Genomic DNA, 16,506 nt, shown 5'->3' with positions numbered 1-16,506 from the left:
TCGCTTTTCTCAAAGTATAACTGACAAATTCGGATTGATCCAATCGGTTTACTCAACTACTAATAAAGCTTAATGCGCCTCATCCCAATTATCACCAATGCCCACTTCAACCACAAGCGGCACCGCAAAATCCACATCCCAGCCTTTCTCTTTGGCTGTCTTAGATAGCACATTTTGCATGGCGTTCTTTATCAACTCAGCAATCGCCTCGGCTTTATCCTCATCGGCTTCAAACACCAGCTCATCATGCACCTGTAGTAGCATTTTAGCGTGCTCTGTGGGCAATACCTCATTCACCGCAATCATAGCAAGTTTGATGATATCGGCAGCACTGCCTTGTAGTGGCGCATTAATCGCCGCGCGTTCTGCCGCTTGGCGCACACCGCGGTTGGGGTGCTGCATATCGGGAGTGAACAGCTTACGACCCAAAATCGTGGTGATATAGCCGTACTCATGGGCAGCTTTTCGCGTGGCTTGCATATAGGCACGTACTGTCGGGTAGCGGGCGAAGTACAGCTTGATATAGTCTTGCGCTTGCTGGCGAGTGAAGCCCAACTGCTTGGCAAGCCCAAATTCACTCATGCCATAGAGTAGCCCAAAATTCACTGCTTTGGCTTGGCGGCGCTCTTCGCTTGTCACATCATCGAACGCCTTACCCAAAATCTCAGCGGCGGTGGCGCGGTGAATGTCATGCCCCTCCTGAAACGCGCGGATGAGCACAGGGTCATTGGCAAAGTGCGCCATCAGCCGAAGCTCGATTTGCGAATAGTCCGCCGATAGCACTTTGCGACCTTTGGGGGCAATAAACGCGCCACGAATCAACCGCCCAGTATCGGTACGAATCGGGATATTTTGCAAATTCGGCTCAGTCGATGACAACCGTCCTGTGGTTGTCAACGCTTGATGATAACTGGTATGCACACGGTCGTTGCTGTCTGCCACGTTTGCCAACGCGTCTGTGTAGGTGCTTTTAAGCTTGGACAGACTGCGATGCTCAAGCACAGTTTCAATTAGCGGATGGTCGATGGTGGCAAGCACCGCTTCACTGGTGGAGTATTGCCCGGTTTTGGTTTTTTTACCGCCTGTAATGCCTAAGCGGTCAAACAGCACTTCACCCAACTGCTTTGGACTGGCAAGGTTAAAGGTTTCGCCCGCTTGCGCAAAGGCGACTGTTTCAAGTGCTTGGATTTTTTCATCAAAGCGCGCGGATAGTTCCCCTAAAAACGCTTTATTGAGCAAAATCCCATCATGCTCCATTTGGCACAGGATTTGGGCAACGGGGATTTCTAGTTCATGGAGTAGCTTGGCATTGTTCGGTTCGGCTCTGAGTTTTTCGCTAAACAGTTCAAATAGCTGATAGGTGATATCGGCGTCTTCGCAGGCGTAGTCACTTGCCACGGTTAAAGGGACTTTGTCAAAGGTGATTTGCTTGGCGCCTTTGCCTGCCACATCTTCAAAGGTGATGGTTTGGGTGTGTAGATAGTGGCGCGCCAAATCGTCCATACCGTGACGGGTGGCAACAGCATTAATCACATAGCTGGCAAGCATGGTGTCCATCGCCCAGTTGCTTGGCTCGTTGATTAAGTCGATATCATAATTTGCCAAAATATGCGCGTCGTATTTTAAATGCTGACCGATTTTGCCGATTTGTGGATTTTGCAAAATCGGTTTTAACTGGGCTAAAACAGCCTCGCGGGCAAGTTGTTCAATCCGATTGCCCATCTCATCAACGTGGGCAACAGGCACATAATAAGCTTCATGCGATTGCAGCGCAAATGACAAGCCGACAAGCTCGGCATGTTGCCAATTCACATCGGTGGTTTCGGTATCAATGACAAAATGCTTTGATGCGCCAAGGCGTTGGATTAATTTATCAAAATCGGCTTGGCTGGTGACAGTATGCCACTGCTTGTTGGGAGTATTTTTGCTATCTTGGCTAGTTTTAATCGCTTCGACCATTGGGTTGTGGACAGCATTTTGAGCAGACTCAGCGGCTTTAAAATTGCCGTTATTGGACGGGTGAAACGGATGATTGAGCGACGCTATTTCACTTTTAAATTCCAGTTCGGTAAAAATTGCGCGTTTTTCTTCTATGTTAAAACTTGGGTCTGTCGGTAGCCGCAAAGTCTCCCAATCAGGCACGATATCAAGGTCGGTGATAATGGTCGCCAAGCGTTTATCCAGCGCAATGCTGTCGGTGCTTTGCAAAAAGGTTTGTTGTTGCTTGCCTTTTAACTGGTCGACATTGGCAAGGATATTGTCAATGCTGTCGTATTGCTCAAGCAGTTTTTGCGCGGTTTTTGCGCCGATGCCTGCGACACCTTTGATACCATCAGACGCGTCGCCCATGAGGGTGAGATAGTCGATGATTTGACGCGGCTCGACGCCAAATTTGTCTTTGACCCCTGCGATGTCATAGCGTTTGTCATCAAAGCTGTTTTCCACGATGACGCAAGGATTGACCAGTTGGCACATATCTTTGTCGCCTGTGGAGATGATGACATGATGACTTTCTAGGCAAGCACGGTGGGCGAGTGTGCCGATGATGTCATCAGCTTCTACACCTTCAATAGCGAGTAGCGGTATGCCCATCGCTTGTATCATCTTGTGAATGTAAGGGATTTGCTCGGCAAGTTCGGCGGGCATTTCTGGGCGGTCGCCTTTATAAGTGGGGGAAAGCTTGTGGCGAAAGGTGGGCGCTTTGGTGTCAAACGCCACCGCCATGTGTGTCGGGCGGTATTTTTCCATCAGTTTTTTGAGGGCGTTGAGCGTGCCGCGGATGGAGTTGGTGTGCAAGCCTTGGGTGGTTTGCATGGTGACAGGCAAGGCGTGAAAATTGCGGAACATATAATACGAGCCGTCCACCAAGATAAACGGCGGCTTGTCGGTGTTGATGTGATCAGTATCAAGTAGGGCAGTTGCAGTCATAGGATTACTTATCTTTATGTTGTTAAAATATAGGACAGTATCAAAATATAAGACAGTGTCAAAATACAGAAAAATTTTATATTATCCGCGTATTATACTGGCTTTTTGCGGCTAATCGTTAAGCATTTCAAACTCATTCATTGGCAGAAGGTAGATAGATTTTGGCGGATGCAAATCGGGTTTATGCTAAGCAAGTGCCAAGTTTGGCTAGTCGCCATGGCGGCAACTTTGCAAAAATTCCACCAATAGTCGATAGCCAATGTGCTACAATTTTTTAGCAATTTTAGGTGCTTTACCAATTTTTAGGCACAACCAATTTCTATGTATAACCAATTTCTAGTCATAAAAGGGAACTTTATGGGCAATACCTATTACACACTGCTTGACCGCACCATGACCGATGATATCACCACATCAAACTACCGCTGCAATATCCACTGCCAAGGCGCATGGAATGACAATGAACAGCACATGGCGGCAGCGACAGGACTGTTGGCTTACGAGCTTGAACAATTCAAACCGCGCAGTGACATGCGTATCGGGCGCATTAGTCTAGATATTTTTGGGCTGATTCATTTTGGCGATTTTAGCGTGACCACCCACATCATCCGCCCGGGCCGCACTATCGAACTGATCGAAACTACCATGGCAGCCAATGGCAAAACCTGTATCGTTGCCCGCGCGTGGCGGATGCAAACCAGCGATACATCAGAGATTGCTGGGCTTGAAGATGAGCGAATCGGTCATCCAGAAAGCTACCCGAACTGGGACGGTATGAAGCATTGGGGCGGTGGCTATATTGACAGTATTTATCTCAAAGCCGATCCCGACAACCGCCAAGGCGACGGCATCGTGTGGATCAATACCGATATCGACATGGTCGAAGAAAACGGTCAAGTACAGCCCACATCCGACTTTGTGCATTTGATGGGCATGGTCGATACCGCCAATGGCGTGGTACCGCGTATTCACCAACCCAATACCATTGAATGGTTTTTTCCCAATTTAGATTTGCAAATCCATCTGCACCGTATGCCCGTTGGGCGTTGGTTGGGACTTGAGACCGTGCAACAATTTGGGGGCGATGGCGTGGGTCTGACCAGTAGCGTGCTGCATGACGCACACGGCGCGTTTGGTCGTAGCGAGCAAATTTTAACCATTCGAAAAGCCTAAAAAACTATCAGGAGCAGCAATCATGGAAGATAACAACACGCTAACTGAACACTCGGTCAACGATGCCGAATTTTGGCAAAAACGCTATGATGATGGCTATACTGGGTGGGATATCGGTCAAGTTTCGCCACCCCTACAAGCCTATATCGAGCATTTACTCGACAACGGCGTGAGTAAATCGGTGCAGATTTTAATTCCAGGTGCGGGCAACGCCTACGAAGCAGGCTATCTTCATGAACAAGGTTTTAGCCATGTTTATGTGGTGGATTTTGCTAGGCTCCCTTTGGATAATTTTGCCAAGCGCTATCCCAGTTTTCCCAAAGCGCACCTGCTACAAGCGGATTTTTTTGGCTTAGACCCTGCGCAGTATCAGTTTGATTATATTATTGAGCAGACGTTTTTTTGCGCGATTGACCCCAGTAGACGCAGCGATTATGCCAAGCAAATGCAAAAGCTTCTCAAACCCACAGGTAAATTGGTGGGCTTGTTGCTAGATAAGCATTTTGAAAGCAGTCCACCGTTTGGTGGCGACAAGCAAGAATATGAAACATTATTTCAGCAGTTTTTCACCATTGATACACTGGCGCCTTGCTATAATTCAATTAAGCCCAGACAGGGTAGCGAATTATTTTTTATCCTCAGCCAAAAGAAGGTAGAAAACGCACGTGTCCTCTAAGGGTTTATACTACTAATCGTTAAACCACTAATTGCTAAACCACTAATCGTTACAATAACATTTTTTTGGCGATACACACTGATACACATTGAGGCAATCAAAATGATGTTTCTTAAACTTCATGAAGGCACGATTGGTTTGGAGGATATGAAGCATATCGTCCACAAGTTACTTGAGAACAAGGCGGTGTTTAAACAGTTAAGTCCCGAGCTTTACAGCGATTTGGCTTATATCATCACCCCGACGCTCGCGAGCGACCACAATGAAGCCAATATCCGTGCTAAATTTCACGAAGTTGTACAGAATTTTGTGATTCAGGGCGACAATGGTCAGCCAATGCGGTTTTATCGTGATGAACAATTTAATCGCTTGTACTTTGGCGATGAAGCAGGCTGGAGAGAAGCGCAGGATTTTGAAGAGCGGGAAATGGATGCAAGCCTGCTTCAAAAACAATTACCTAAGCTTTAAAATCAGCTTTAAAAAAAGCTGTTAAAAGAGGTTAGCAAAAGGACGGGTAAAGTGCGTAAACACTTCACATCCGTCCTTTTTTTGCTACGGTCGATTAACTACGTTCTCGCACAATGAAGGGACGAGTCAGCAAATCTTCATACGTGCCTTTAATGAGGATATCTTTGCTCACCTGTTGGATATTGGTATAGCCACCAAATGCCATACTGATGTCCATCTCGTTGTAGATAATTTCAAGCGCGCGGCGCACACCGTCCTCGCCATACGCCCCCAAGCCATACAAAAATGCCCGACCAATCATGGTGGCTTTTGCGCCAAGGGCAATGGCTTTGAGTGCATCTTGACCTGAGCGCACGCCACTGTCTAAGAAAATCTCGCAGCTAGTGGCATGGGTGCCACTTTCTGCTTGTACGGCTTGTACGATATCTGCCAGCATTGAGATACTCGATGCCGCGCCATCAAGCTGACGTCCGCCGTGATTTGACACCACTATGGCATCGGCGCCACTGCGTACCGCCATGACAGCATCATCAGGGTCAAGGATGCCTTTGATAATAAGCTTGCCACCCCATAAGTCTTTGATCCATGCCACATCATCCCAGCTTAATGTCGGGTCAAACTGCTGCGACGTCCAAGCACCCAGCGATGACATGTTTTCCACGCCTTTGACATGTCCGACGATGTTGCCAAAGGTATGACGTCTGGTGCCGAGCATATGCAAGCACCATTCAGGCTTGGTCATGAGGTTTAGTAGGTTGGTGATAGTAGGCTTGGGTGGGGCAGACAATCCATTTTTAATGTCTTTGTGTCGTTGTCCTAGCACTTGTAAATCTGCGGTCAAAATCAATGCCGAGCAATGGGCTGCTTTGGCACGGGCGATGAGATTTTTCATAAATTCACGGTCGCGCATCACATACAATTGAAACCAAAAAGGTGCCGTAGTATGGGTGGCGACATCTTCAATCGAGCAGATACTCATGGTGGATAGCGAAAAGGGAGTACCAAATTTTTCTGCTGCCCGCGCCGCATGAATCTCGCCATCTGCCCACATCATTCCGGTAAATCCTGTGGGCGCAATGGCCACCGGCATGGTGACAGGTTGACCAATCATAGTGGTGGCTAGGCTACGTCCATCCATGTTGCGGAGCACTTTTTGGCGTAATTTGATACGGTCAAAATCGGTTTCATTGTTGTAATAGGTCGTCTGCGTCCACGACCCAGAGTCTACATAATCATAAAACATACGCGGCACTTTACGCTCTGCCACGCGGCGTAAGTCTTCGATATGCGTCATTTTGGATAAGTCTTTCATGATGTGTCCTTTGCAAAGGGGCTAGCTATGCTATTGAAGTAATAAGCACAAGGGTTATTAGGTTGCGATTTATTAGGTTGCGATGCGAACAATTGGCAATAAGCGTTAGGGAGTTGATTATAAAAAAAATCTGCCAAGACATAATGAATTAAATTTTTAATATTATGCCAATAATCTATATTGGCTTTTCAGCTTAACGCCATAATATCCATGATGGAAAAAGGATAATATAACGTTTTGGTAGCGGTAACTAGCACAGGTATTTTATCAGCAAATTCCAGCATCTCTTGTTCTGGTAACTCGGCAATATCAATCGACTGCCATCGTATATCGGCAACGGCTTGTGCTTGCAGCAATAAGCTTTCAGCGATTTCACACAGATGACAGCCCAGTGTGCCATATAATTGCCAAGTAGTTGGGTCGACCATAATGTGATCGTGCGGATTTGTCATGTTTTGCGCGTCGAAGTCGGACATATTCTGCCTTAGCATATAGCCAAAAATGCCATAATACGTTATATTTTTAGATTAAGCCATCGCTGCTTTTGCCCCCGCCGCTAGGAATACATCGTGCCTAAATCCAAACCAACTACCAAAAACACTGATACCAAAATGTCGTTAAAGCCCAAACCTGTCAACACAGCTTTACCACCCACCAACCGCGGTATCGGGTTTGGCGGCTGGTTTAAGCGTATTTTGCTCATAGTGATTGCCTGTTTTGTTGCGTTTCATGTAATAGTTGCAGCCTTATTGGTTGTCTGGAAAACCCAGCCTATCAACAACAGTATGTTCATGATACTGTATCGCTTGGGCAATTTTGCCCCTGTCAGTCAGACCTGGGTGGATGATAATCAAATTTCGGTGAATGTAAAACGCGCGGCGATTGCCAGCGAAGATGCCAACTTTGTCAATCATGCTGGCTTTGATGTGCAAGGCATTGAGAATGCGATTAAGAAAAATGAAAAAGCGGGAGCTATCAGCGCGGGCGGCTCAACCATTAGCCAACAGCTTGCCAAGAATTTATTTTTATACCCCAACCGCTCGTATTTTCGCAAAGGCGAAGAAGCGTTAATTACCTTGATGATTGAAAATCTGTGGACCAAAGAGCGGATTTTGCTTGCTTATCTCAATGTCGCAGAGTTTGGCAAAGGCATTTATGGCATTGAAGCAGCCGCTCAGCACTACTACCATAAGTCGGCAGCGCATTTGACCAAACGACAAGCCGCATCTTTGATTGCCATGCTACCTAATCCCAAATATTTTGAAGACAACCGTAACGACCGCCGCCTGCTTAACAAAACCCAAATTATTTTACGGCGCATGGGTGCGGCAGATTTGCCGGACACGGAATAGTCAAGAAACTCATGTATCATTACACGCTTATCATTACATTGTTAACTTTACACTGTTAAAAATGCTTGACCATAAAAGGACTGTGCTATGGCAAACACTGCCAAACAAGATAAACTTAGCGAAGAGCATGTATCAGAAATTAATCCGATACTAGGATTTAACAGCATTTGCTACCCAAACGTGTTTGAATATCAACAAGACGATAGCGAGCTGTATTTTAATCGTGAATTGTCACTGTTACAGTTTCATCAGCGGGTACTCGCCCAAGCCACCAATCCCCGCCACCCACTGCTTGAACGACTGTTTTTCTTGATCATTTTTTCATCCAATTTAGATGAATTCTTTGAAATCCGTGTCGCAGGCTTGATGCAAAAAGTACAAATGGGCGATGTGGTGAGCAGTATCGATGGTATGCGCCCCAGTAAGGTTTTGTCATATATCTCTGAAATCGCCCATCATGCGGTGGATGAGCAATACCGTATTTTAAACGATGAAATTTTGCCTGCACTGGCGGAGCAAGATATTCGCTACCTAAAACGTGATGAATTGACCCAAGAGCAAGCCGCATGGGTAAAAAAATACTTTGCCGAGCAAGTCGCACCCGTGCTGACGCCGATTAGTATTGACCCTGCCCATCCTTTTCCTAGATTGGTGAATAAAAGCTTGAATTTTATGGTGGGCTTGGAGGGTAAAGATGGCTTTGGTCGCGATATTAACATGGCGATTGTCCCTGCACCTCGAAGCTTACCGCGGGTTATTCGTTTACCCAATGAACTGACAGGCGGTAAAGAACATCACATCATGCTCACCGCAGTGATTCACGGGCATATCGAAGACTTATTCCCTGGCATGACGGTCACTGGCTGCCACCAATTTCGTTTGACCCGTAACGCCGATTTAGATTTATCCGATGATGTCGAAGACTTGGCGAAAGCGTTGGAAGGTGAGTTAGAGAACCGGCGATTTGGTGCCAAAGTGCGCTTAGAAGTGACCACCTATTGCCCACAGCCGATGGTGGATTATCTGCTTGAAGAGTTTGGTTTAAGCCCAGAGCAGCTATACCGTGTCAATGGTCCTGTCAATTTGACCCGTTTGTTGTTTGATTTTAAAATCCCAAATTTGCGTTATCAGCCGTTTAATCATGCCATTCCCAAAGCGTTTCGCCGTGATAGCTTGGATAAAAATGAAAATGTGTTCCATGCCATTCGTAAGCAAGACGTATTGGTGCATCACCCGTTTCATTCGTTTTCACCTGTGGTCAACATTTTGCGCCAAGCCGCCAATGACCCGCATGTATTAGCCATCAAACAAACCCTTTATCGCTCGGGGACGAATTCTGAAATTGTCCAAGCGCTGGCCAAAGCTGCGCGTAAAGGCAAAGAAGTCACTGCGGTGATTGAGCTGCGTGCGCGCTTTGATGAAAAATCCAACATTGAAGTAGCAAACTTTCTGCAGCAGGCTGGGGCAGTGGTGGTGTATGGCATCGTCGGCTACAAGACCCACGCCAAGCTGATGATGATTGTGCGCCGTGAGGAAGATAAAATCCGCCGCTATGTGCATGTCGGCACGGGCAACTACCATGCGGGCAATGCCAAAGCGTATACTGACTACGGTCTATTTACCGCCAATGAAGCAATCACCGAAGATGTGCATAAAATCTTTAACGAACTCACAGGCATGGGCAAGCCAGCCAAAGTGCAAAAACTACTGCATGCACCTTTCACCTTACATGACAGGCTCATGGGCTTTATTGACAACGAAATTGCCCATGCCAAAGCAGGCAAAGAGGCGCATATCATCATCAAGGTCAATGCAATGACCGAAAAACTATTGATTGACAAGCTATATGAAGCATCGCAAGCAGGCGTTAAAGTCAATCTGATTATCCGTTCGATGTGCTGTATTCGTCCGCAATTACCTGGCATATCCGACAACATCACCGTGCGCTCTATCGTCGGGCGTTTTTTGGAGCATACCCGCGTGTATTATTTTGCCAATGGGCATCAAAATCCCAATGCTAATGGCAAACGCAACCACCGTTTATATTGCGCCAGTGCAGACTGGATGGATCGCAATTTATTTAGCCGTGTTGAAGTGGCTTTTCCCATTGAAGACCCCGTCGTCTTCAAACGCATTATGGAAGACTTGCACAATTACCTCAAAGACAATGTCAATGCATGGGAGCTTGATGCCAACGGCACATGGCGAGCGATTAGCCCTCGTGAAGGTGAAACAGCGTTTTCGGCGCAAGATTATTTATTGACCAAAATCACCCGAAAAAGCTAATTTTGCTAGTCACAGGTTTTGAGTTAATTGCACCGCTATCTATAGAAGATGGCGGTTTTTTTGTTGAGCGCTGCGCTGACGTAAACCCAATTTCCGAAATTTACCGAATAGTAATAAATCTGCCAAAATTTCACACAGCTAAACACTTATCACATAGTGATAACAGCTTGTTACGCGAACACTTATCATAAACTGGCTTTATTTGCTACTATCGAACTTATAAAAGCAAAAGTATGAAAGCGATTGAATTGGCTATTTTTTTACATAAAAATTTAATTGCGTTCTATTTAAAAGTCTTTGATTAAAATCTTTGACTTGAATTGATACTAATAAAAAACATAAGGAAAATTACCATGTCACAGAATCAAGCACAAAATCAACCAAGCAACCAAACCGAGATTCAAAAAGCGACAGAAAATGTAGATCCCAGTCAATTATCAGAAAATTTGGATAAACAAAATAGCGTGAAAGGTGAGCCACAAGACTTAGAAAAAAGTGAAAACACCCCTTTTATTGACGAATCATTGCGTACCGACAACCACTAGAATTTTAATTGTTAAACTTTTGAATACCAAGCTTTTAGTCATTCAATTTTGATTGACTAATTTATACAGCTCAACCTACAAAAATAATAACTTATTGAGCGATAACAATTAATCAAAGGAATAAAAAAATGCAAAATCAAAATAATGTAGAAATTGTAGATCCAAAAACGGGTGTTGCTGTGACCCCACAAGCCGTCATAGTAGAAGACAGTGTCACCCACCAATCAGGGGATGGTATCACTACAGGCATGTCACCCTCAATGGAAACGCCCGATATTTTTGATAATACTCCACAAGCGGCGGTAAAAGTCCAATCCGCGGAAGACGTGGCGAATGGCGAATTATCGGATAAAAATGTGGCACGTATTTCTGAGGAAGAGGCGCAGAAGTTACAGCAAACTGCCCAAGCCAATGTCAATGCAGAAAATTCACTTCATACGTTATCAGACGGTAGCGTAGATATCGACCGAGATCACTAATTTTCGATATCATTCAGTTAATTTTAAGCATTTTATTGGGTTGATACTCAAAAAGGAATGACCATGAATTCACCAGAAGCACAAACCAAACACGTTAATTTAGGCGATAAGTCTGCCGAGTTTGTTGATCGTCGTAACCAACCGGGACAAGCGTTCGATGATAATGTCAATGAACATACCATTGGCGGGGACGCGGTTGGTAATGAAGTGCTAAAGAGTGACACTATTAACGAGCAAAATCTTTATAGTACCCCAGAAAATGCCCAAAAACGCACTATAAATCCTGATGGCTCTATTCCAAGCGTTGGTAGTGAATAATAGCAAGTAAGTCTGAGAATTAAACTTGTAATAGCTAACCATCCACCCCATTTGATGGTTAGCTTTTTTTATCGTTATCAGTCTACAAAAACCTCACGCAATCCAACTGGGTACCCCACTATGAAAGCGTAATTCATCATCGGGTTCATTGATGAGATGCGACTCTGCTTGACGAAAAAACGCCACCCGCACATCAATCGGCTCGTCACTGATACTTTGTGCCAATGCTAAATAATCTTCAAAATGACGACTTTCTGATTTTAGCAAATAGCGATAATATTTTGCTAAACGCTCATCCTCAATTACTTGTGACAGTGCCCAAAAACGTTCACACGATCGGGCTTCGATGAAAGCACCAATAATTAAAGTGTCTATCATCGCTTGCGGCTCATAAGTGCGTTTATGTTTGAGCATACCTGCAGCGTAACGACCTGCAGCAATATGTTGCCATGCTTGTCCACGCTCTGCCATCAATCCCATCACTTGCTCATAATGGAGCATTTCTTCTCGAATCAGCTGAGCAAGCTTTAATTGCAGCTCGGTATGCGACATATAGCGAAAAATCAAATTCATCGCGGTGCCTGCGGCTTTTTTTTCACAATTGGCATGATCTTGGATGATAGTCGGCAAATCTGCCATCGCAGCTTTTAGCCATTTATCCGACGTCGTACAACCCAAAAACGCCAAAACAGGGGTGATATCAATGGGCTTTGGCTGATAGACAGAGTTATCGTTATCCAAGTCGATGACGGCTAATTCATCAAAACTGCCGTCCGTTTGTAGTGGGGTATTGATAAGAGCGGAATTTGACAAGGGATTACTCACTTATTGACACGTTAATAAAGTGACATTTTACCAAAAATCAGCGATAAAACCCTTAGCACAAAAATTTATATATAACGATTATTTAAAAAATAAATAGTTTTTATTTCTTTATTTTTATAAATGATATTCGTATAATCAAATGTGATATTTTGCTATTTTAGGTCAAAACATAAGGAAAAATGCTATGTCAGAACGCGTTCAGAAGGGTAGTCTAGCGATTGATACACAGCTTTATAACTTCATTGCCAATGAAGTTACGCCAGTCGTGGGCATCGACAACGAAAAATATTGGCAAGAATTTGAAAAAATTGTCAAAGCATTCCAACCACGTAATAAAGCATTGTTGGCAAAACGTGACGAGATTCAAACCCAAATCGATGACTGGCATGACAAAAATCCCGCTAGCAACGGTCAAATCGACAAAGCCGCCTATACCCAATTTTTAAAAGACATCAACTACATCGTCCCAGAAGGCGATGACTTTTTGGTTGAGACCCAAAACGTGGATGACGAAATCGCCCATATTGCAGGCCCACAGTTAGTGGTACCTGTACGCAATGCCCGTTATGCGCTAAACGCAGCAAATGCGCGTTGGGGCAGCTTGTATGATGCGCTATACGGTACTGATGTCATTGATGAGACCAATGGCGCAGAAAAAGGTAAAGGCTACAACCCTGTTCGTGGCGGCGAAGTTGTAAAATACGCCAAAAACTTCTTGGATAGCAACTTTGCCTTAGCTGAAGGTAAATATGCTGACGTCACTGGTTTTAAGGTTGAAGACGGTAAATTAGTGATACTCCAAGGCGATAAAACCACCTCATTAGCCCAGCCAGAAAAATTCGTGGGTTTTGTGGGTGACGCTGCCAACCCAACAGGTATTTTACTGAAAAATAATGGCTTACATGTCGAAATCCAAATTGACCCATCAAGCCATGTGGGTAAAGATGACCCTGCAGGCATCAAAGATGTCTTGATGGAAGCTGCGGTTACCACCATTCAAGACTGTGAAGACTCAGTCGCTGCCGTTGACGCTGAAGAGAAAGTAGAAGTATATCGCAACTGGTTTGGCTTGATGAAAGGCGACCTGAAAGACAGCTTTGAAAAAAATGGCAAACAAACCACCCGTACCATGAACCCTGACCGTGAATACACCGCGCCAGATGGTGGTAAAGTTACCTTGCACGGCCGTTCAGTAATGCTGATTCGTAACGTCGGTCACTTGATGACCAACCCCGCGATTTTAGTCGATTTTGAAGGCAAACAAGAAGAAATTTATGAAGGTATCATGGATGCGCTAATCACACCCCTGTGTAGCCTGCCAGATATTTTGGGTAAAAACAGCTTAAGTAATTCACGCACAGGTTCAATGTATATCGTAAAACCAAAAATGCACGGTCCAGAAGAAGTGCAATTTACGGTAGATTTATTCTCCGCGGTAGAAAAAGCGTTAGACCTACCTGAGAATACCTTAAAAGTCGGTATCATGGACGAAGAGCGCCGTACTACCGTTAACCTAAAAGAATGTATCCGCGTTGCTAAAAACCGCGTTATCTTTATTAACACAGGCTTTATGGATCGTACCGGTGATGAGATGCACACCAGTATGAAGGCGGGTCCATTTGTCCGTAAAAACGACATGAAAAATACCGATTGGCTCAATGCCTATGAGCGTTGGAACGTAGACATGGGCGTCAAATTGGGCTTGCCTGGTAAAGCGCAAATCGGTAAAGGCATGTGGGCAAAACCTGACAACATGAAAGAAATGGTTGCCACCAAGTCCAATCATCCAAAGTCAGGCGCGACTTGTGCCTGGGTACCATCACCAACAGGCGCAACGCTTCACGCCATGCACTACCATGAAACCAACGTCATGGACGTGTTAGATAATATCAAAGACCGCGAGCCTGCCAAGCTAGATGACATTTTGACCGTGCCACTTGCTACGGATACCAACTGGACAGATGAGCAAAAAACTGCTGAGCTTGAAAACAACATTCAAGGTATTTTAGGATATGTAGCGCGCTGGGTTGACCAAGGCGTTGGCTGTTCTAAGGTACTAGATATTGATGACGTTGCCTTGATGGAAGACCGCGCTACCTTGCGTATTTCTAGCCAGCACGTTGCCAACTGGTTAGAGCACGGTATTGTCACGCCTGAGCAAGTCGATGATGTGTTAAAGCGTATGGCAAAAATGGTCGATGAGCAAAGCAAAGACGATCCAGCCTATATCCCAATGGCAAATGACTACAATACTTGGGCATACAATGCGGCTCGCGATCTTATCTTCAAAGGTACAGTACAACCCAGCGGATATACTGAGCCATTGTTGCATCAAGCCCGTCTTAATCTCAAAGCTAACTAGATTTTAGCTATTAAAACATGTCGATTATTCAAAAAACCATCAGATTTGTAACTGGTGGTTTTTTTATGGCATAAAAATATTGCAAAATGTTTCAGAGTGAATTACTCTAATTTCACAATTAAATTTAGATTCTGTTAACTGTTTCATTGTTTTGTAACAAATTGTTGGCAAAATCTATCTATACAAAAGAATTGCTACGCATCTGTGTAGTTTCACCTAGGATACTGTGGAGAAATCCTTATGAAAAAAATCGCAATCGCTTCAGCCATCGCTTTAGCTTCAATCACTGCTGCCCATGCTGCGCCAACTGTATATGGTAAAGTCTTATTAACTGGCGAATATACAGATGTTGATGATAAAACCGCTGCAAATAAAGATACTAGTACCACAAAATTGGTTTCTAACTATTCACGTATTGGTTTTAAAGGTGAAGATGATCTTACTGATACGACTAAATTAGTTTACCAGTTGGAATATGGTATTGATCTTGATGCCGATAATAATGGAAAGGGTCAATTTTACTCACGTAATACATATCTTGGGTTGGCACATAACACTTTAGGTACTGTATTGGCTGGTCGTCATGATACACCTTACAAATTGGCTAAGGGCAGTGTTGACGTATTCAACGACTACGACAATGTTGGCTTAGGTAACTTAATGGTTGGCGAGCAACGCGCTAACAATGTTATCGCTTATAAATCACCAACACTTGTAGGTATGCCAGTCACATTTATGGCTGCTGTAGGTTTATCAGAGAATGATAACGATGCTAATAAAAGTGTTCAACTAGGCACTACAGCTACAACTACAGACGAAGCAAAAGAAAAAGATAACGCTTATTCAGCATCTCTAGCATACGACCAAAACGGTGTTTATTTAGCAGCAGGCTATGATAAAAATACTGGACAATATAAAGAAGCATCACCATTAAAGAATGCTGCATTTGTCGATAATGCATGGCGTTTAGTTGGCGCTTTAGATATGGGTAAAATGAATATGGTGCAAGGTTTGACGCTTGGTGCACTGTATCAAGACGCTAATATTTTTAAATCTCCTGAAAATGAAAAATCTTGGTTGCTAAGCGCTAAGTATAAAGTTGGTGAGACACCTTGGGCGGTAAAAGCACAATATATTAATACTACTGATCGCTTAGGGGTTAAAGACCGTGACGCTACTGAAGTTGCATTAGGTGCTGAATACACTATCAATAAAGCTACCAAAGGTCACTTATACGCTGCACAAATCGATACTGATAATGTTTCAGATAAAACAATCGTTGGTGGTGGCTTAGAGTATAAATTCTAATATATCTAACTTTTAGATTGCTGTAAAAGCTAACTAATTCTTTAGTTAGCTTTTTTATTGGAAAAATGACGTTCGCTATTATCTTGACAAAAATCAACAATTATCAATTTGATTAAAAATAAATCACAAATGATATAAAAATTGTAAAAACTATTGCAAAATATTGCAAAATATTTCAAAATTGTTATCCTAGTAGTTAGAAGTATGTTTTTAGTAATTAGTAAGAAGAAATTGTAAATATATTCAAACTTTATTGCTAGATTTATACAATTAATAGTTGACGCTATTAATAGTAATCAAAGTAATAGTTTTCTTGCTTTGGTTATTCAGAGAGGTAGTGGTGCTGACAAGCTACCAGTTATCTAAAATTTGTTTTTCCTGATAGAGATGTCCTATGAAAAAATTACTTTTAGCCACAGCCGTCGCTGCACTTTCAGTTTCTGCTGCCCATGCTGCTCCAACAGTTTACGGTAA

At 43.9% G+C, this 16,506-nt stretch carries 14 protein-coding genes; 10 read left to right on the top strand and 4 right to left on the bottom strand.

The features are described from left to right. Nucleotides 1-69: 69 nt before the first annotated feature. The gene (polA, locus tag RTJ53_RS10270) at nt 70-2,928 is read right to left on the bottom strand and encodes a DNA polymerase I (protein ID WP_312276875.1); all 2,859 of its coding nucleotides are present in this window, start codon (nt 2,926-2,928) and stop codon (nt 70-72) included. Between the two features lie 393 nt (nt 2,929-3,321). On the opposite strand from polA, the gene RTJ53_RS10265 reads away from it, so the two are divergent. The 3 genes from RTJ53_RS10265 to RTJ53_RS10255 all read left to right on the top strand — a co-directional run bounded on the left by RTJ53_RS10265 (nt 3,322) and on the right by RTJ53_RS10255 (nt 5,245). Then, complete coding sequence (locus RTJ53_RS10265; protein ID WP_409418161.1) at nt 3,322-4,101, top strand: thioesterase family protein; 780 nt, start codon at nt 3,322-3,324, stop codon at nt 4,099-4,101. A 22-nt stretch (nt 4,102-4,123) separates the two neighbouring features. Next, nucleotides 4,124-4,777 carry a methyltransferase domain-containing protein gene (locus tag RTJ53_RS10260; RefSeq protein ID WP_312276873.1) on the top strand — a complete coding sequence of 218 codons (654 nt, stop codon included), beginning with the start codon at nt 4,124-4,126 and terminating at the stop codon, nt 4,775-4,777. Nucleotides 4,778-4,879: 102 nt separating this feature from the next. Beyond that, a complete protein-coding gene (locus tag RTJ53_RS10255; RefSeq protein WP_312276872.1) occupies nt 4,880-5,245 on the top strand; it encodes a hypothetical protein in 366 nt (121 codons plus the stop codon). Nucleotides 5,246-5,339: 94 nt separating this feature from the next. On the opposite strand, the gene RTJ53_RS10250 is transcribed toward RTJ53_RS10255, so the two are convergent. Both RTJ53_RS10250 and RTJ53_RS10245 read right to left on the bottom strand, forming a co-directional pair. Beyond that, nucleotides 5,340-6,557, bottom strand: coding sequence for an alpha-hydroxy acid oxidase (locus RTJ53_RS10250; RefSeq protein ID WP_312276871.1), 1,218 nt, complete (start codon nt 6,555-6,557; stop codon nt 5,340-5,342). 188 nt (nt 6,558-6,745) lie between these two features. Then, nucleotides 6,746-7,033, bottom strand: coding sequence for a glutaredoxin family protein (locus tag RTJ53_RS10245; RefSeq protein WP_312276870.1), 288 nt, complete (start codon nt 7,031-7,033; stop codon nt 6,746-6,748). A gap of 135 nt (nt 7,034-7,168) precedes the next feature. On the opposite strand from RTJ53_RS10245, the gene mtgA reads away from it, so the two are divergent. The 5 genes from mtgA to RTJ53_RS10220 all read left to right on the top strand — a co-directional run bounded on the left by mtgA (nt 7,169) and on the right by RTJ53_RS10220 (nt 11,537). Beyond that, nucleotides 7,169-7,909, top strand: a complete 741-nt coding sequence (mtgA, locus tag RTJ53_RS10240) for a monofunctional biosynthetic peptidoglycan transglycosylase (RefSeq protein ID WP_409418160.1) — start codon at nt 7,169-7,171, stop codon at nt 7,907-7,909. Between the two features lie 87 nt (nt 7,910-7,996). Further along, nucleotides 7,997-10,195 (top strand): polyphosphate kinase 1, encoded by a 2,199-nt coding sequence (gene ppk1 / locus RTJ53_RS10235; RefSeq protein WP_312276868.1) that lies wholly within the window; start codon nt 7,997-7,999, stop codon nt 10,193-10,195. A 353-nt stretch (nt 10,196-10,548) separates the two neighbouring features. Further along, nucleotides 10,549-10,740: a hypothetical protein gene (locus tag RTJ53_RS10230; protein ID WP_312276867.1), complete on the top strand. Its 192-nt coding sequence runs from the start codon at nt 10,549-10,551 to the stop codon at nt 10,738-10,740. 128 nt (nt 10,741-10,868) lie between these two features. Next, entirely contained in the window at nt 10,869-11,219 is a 351-nt protein-coding gene (locus RTJ53_RS10225; protein WP_312276866.1) for a hypothetical protein, read from the top strand. 63 nt (nt 11,220-11,282) lie between these two features. Further along, on the top strand, nt 11,283-11,537 hold the full coding sequence (locus RTJ53_RS10220; protein ID WP_312276865.1) for a hypothetical protein: 255 nt from the start codon (nt 11,283-11,285) through the stop codon (nt 11,535-11,537). A 93-nt stretch (nt 11,538-11,630) separates the two neighbouring features. Here RTJ53_RS10220 and RTJ53_RS10215 read toward each other — a convergent pair whose 3' ends face one another. Then, nucleotides 11,631-12,278, bottom strand: coding sequence for a MiaE family protein (locus tag RTJ53_RS10215; protein ID WP_409418159.1), 648 nt, complete (start codon nt 12,276-12,278; stop codon nt 11,631-11,633). Nucleotides 12,279-12,546: 268 nt separating this feature from the next. Between RTJ53_RS10215 and RTJ53_RS10210 the strand changes: the two genes are divergently transcribed. Together RTJ53_RS10210 and RTJ53_RS10205 are read left to right on the top strand one after the other, a co-directional pair. Beyond that, nucleotides 12,547-14,724, top strand: coding sequence for a malate synthase G (locus RTJ53_RS10210; RefSeq protein ID WP_312276864.1), 2,178 nt, complete (start codon nt 12,547-12,549; stop codon nt 14,722-14,724). 240 nt (nt 14,725-14,964) lie between these two features. Beyond that, on the top strand, nt 14,965-16,032 hold the full coding sequence (locus RTJ53_RS10205; RefSeq protein WP_312276863.1) for a porin: 1,068 nt from the start codon (nt 14,965-14,967) through the stop codon (nt 16,030-16,032). Nucleotides 16,033-16,506: the final 474 nt, after the last annotated feature.

Origin of the sequence: Moraxella sp. CTOTU46711, from assembly GCF_031975715.1 — a bacterium.
Classification (GTDB): Bacteria; Pseudomonadota; Gammaproteobacteria; order Pseudomonadales; family Moraxellaceae; genus Faucicola.
This window is presented reverse-complemented; position numbering and strand designations above follow the sequence as displayed.

Coding starts and splice junctions, on each gene's coding strand:
- polA (WP_312276875.1), bottom strand. CDS start 2,928: ATGACTGCAACTGCCCTACTTGATACTGATCACATCAACACCGACAAG.
- RTJ53_RS10265 (WP_409418161.1), top strand. CDS start 3,322: ATGACCGATGATATCACCACATCAAACTACCGCTGCAATATCCACTGC.
- RTJ53_RS10260 (WP_312276873.1), top strand. CDS start 4,124: ATGGAAGATAACAACACGCTAACTGAACACTCGGTCAACGATGCCGAA.
- RTJ53_RS10255 (WP_312276872.1), top strand. CDS start 4,880: ATGATGTTTCTTAAACTTCATGAAGGCACGATTGGTTTGGAGGATATG.
- RTJ53_RS10250 (WP_312276871.1), bottom strand. CDS start 6,557: ATGAAAGACTTATCCAAAATGACGCATATCGAAGACTTACGCCGCGTG.
- RTJ53_RS10245 (WP_312276870.1), bottom strand. CDS start 7,033: ATGTCCGACTTCGACGCGCAAAACATGACAAATCCGCACGATCACATT.
- mtgA (WP_409418160.1), top strand. CDS start 7,169: ATGTCGTTAAAGCCCAAACCTGTCAACACAGCTTTACCACCCACCAAC.
- ppk1 (WP_312276868.1), top strand. CDS start 7,997: ATGGCAAACACTGCCAAACAAGATAAACTTAGCGAAGAGCATGTATCA.
- RTJ53_RS10230 (WP_312276867.1), top strand. CDS start 10,549: ATGTCACAGAATCAAGCACAAAATCAACCAAGCAACCAAACCGAGATT.
- RTJ53_RS10225 (WP_312276866.1), top strand. CDS start 10,869: ATGCAAAATCAAAATAATGTAGAAATTGTAGATCCAAAAACGGGTGTT.
- RTJ53_RS10220 (WP_312276865.1), top strand. CDS start 11,283: ATGAATTCACCAGAAGCACAAACCAAACACGTTAATTTAGGCGATAAG.
- RTJ53_RS10210 (WP_312276864.1), top strand. CDS start 12,547: ATGTCAGAACGCGTTCAGAAGGGTAGTCTAGCGATTGATACACAGCTT.
- RTJ53_RS10205 (WP_312276863.1), top strand. CDS start 14,965: ATGAAAAAAATCGCAATCGCTTCAGCCATCGCTTTAGCTTCAATCACT.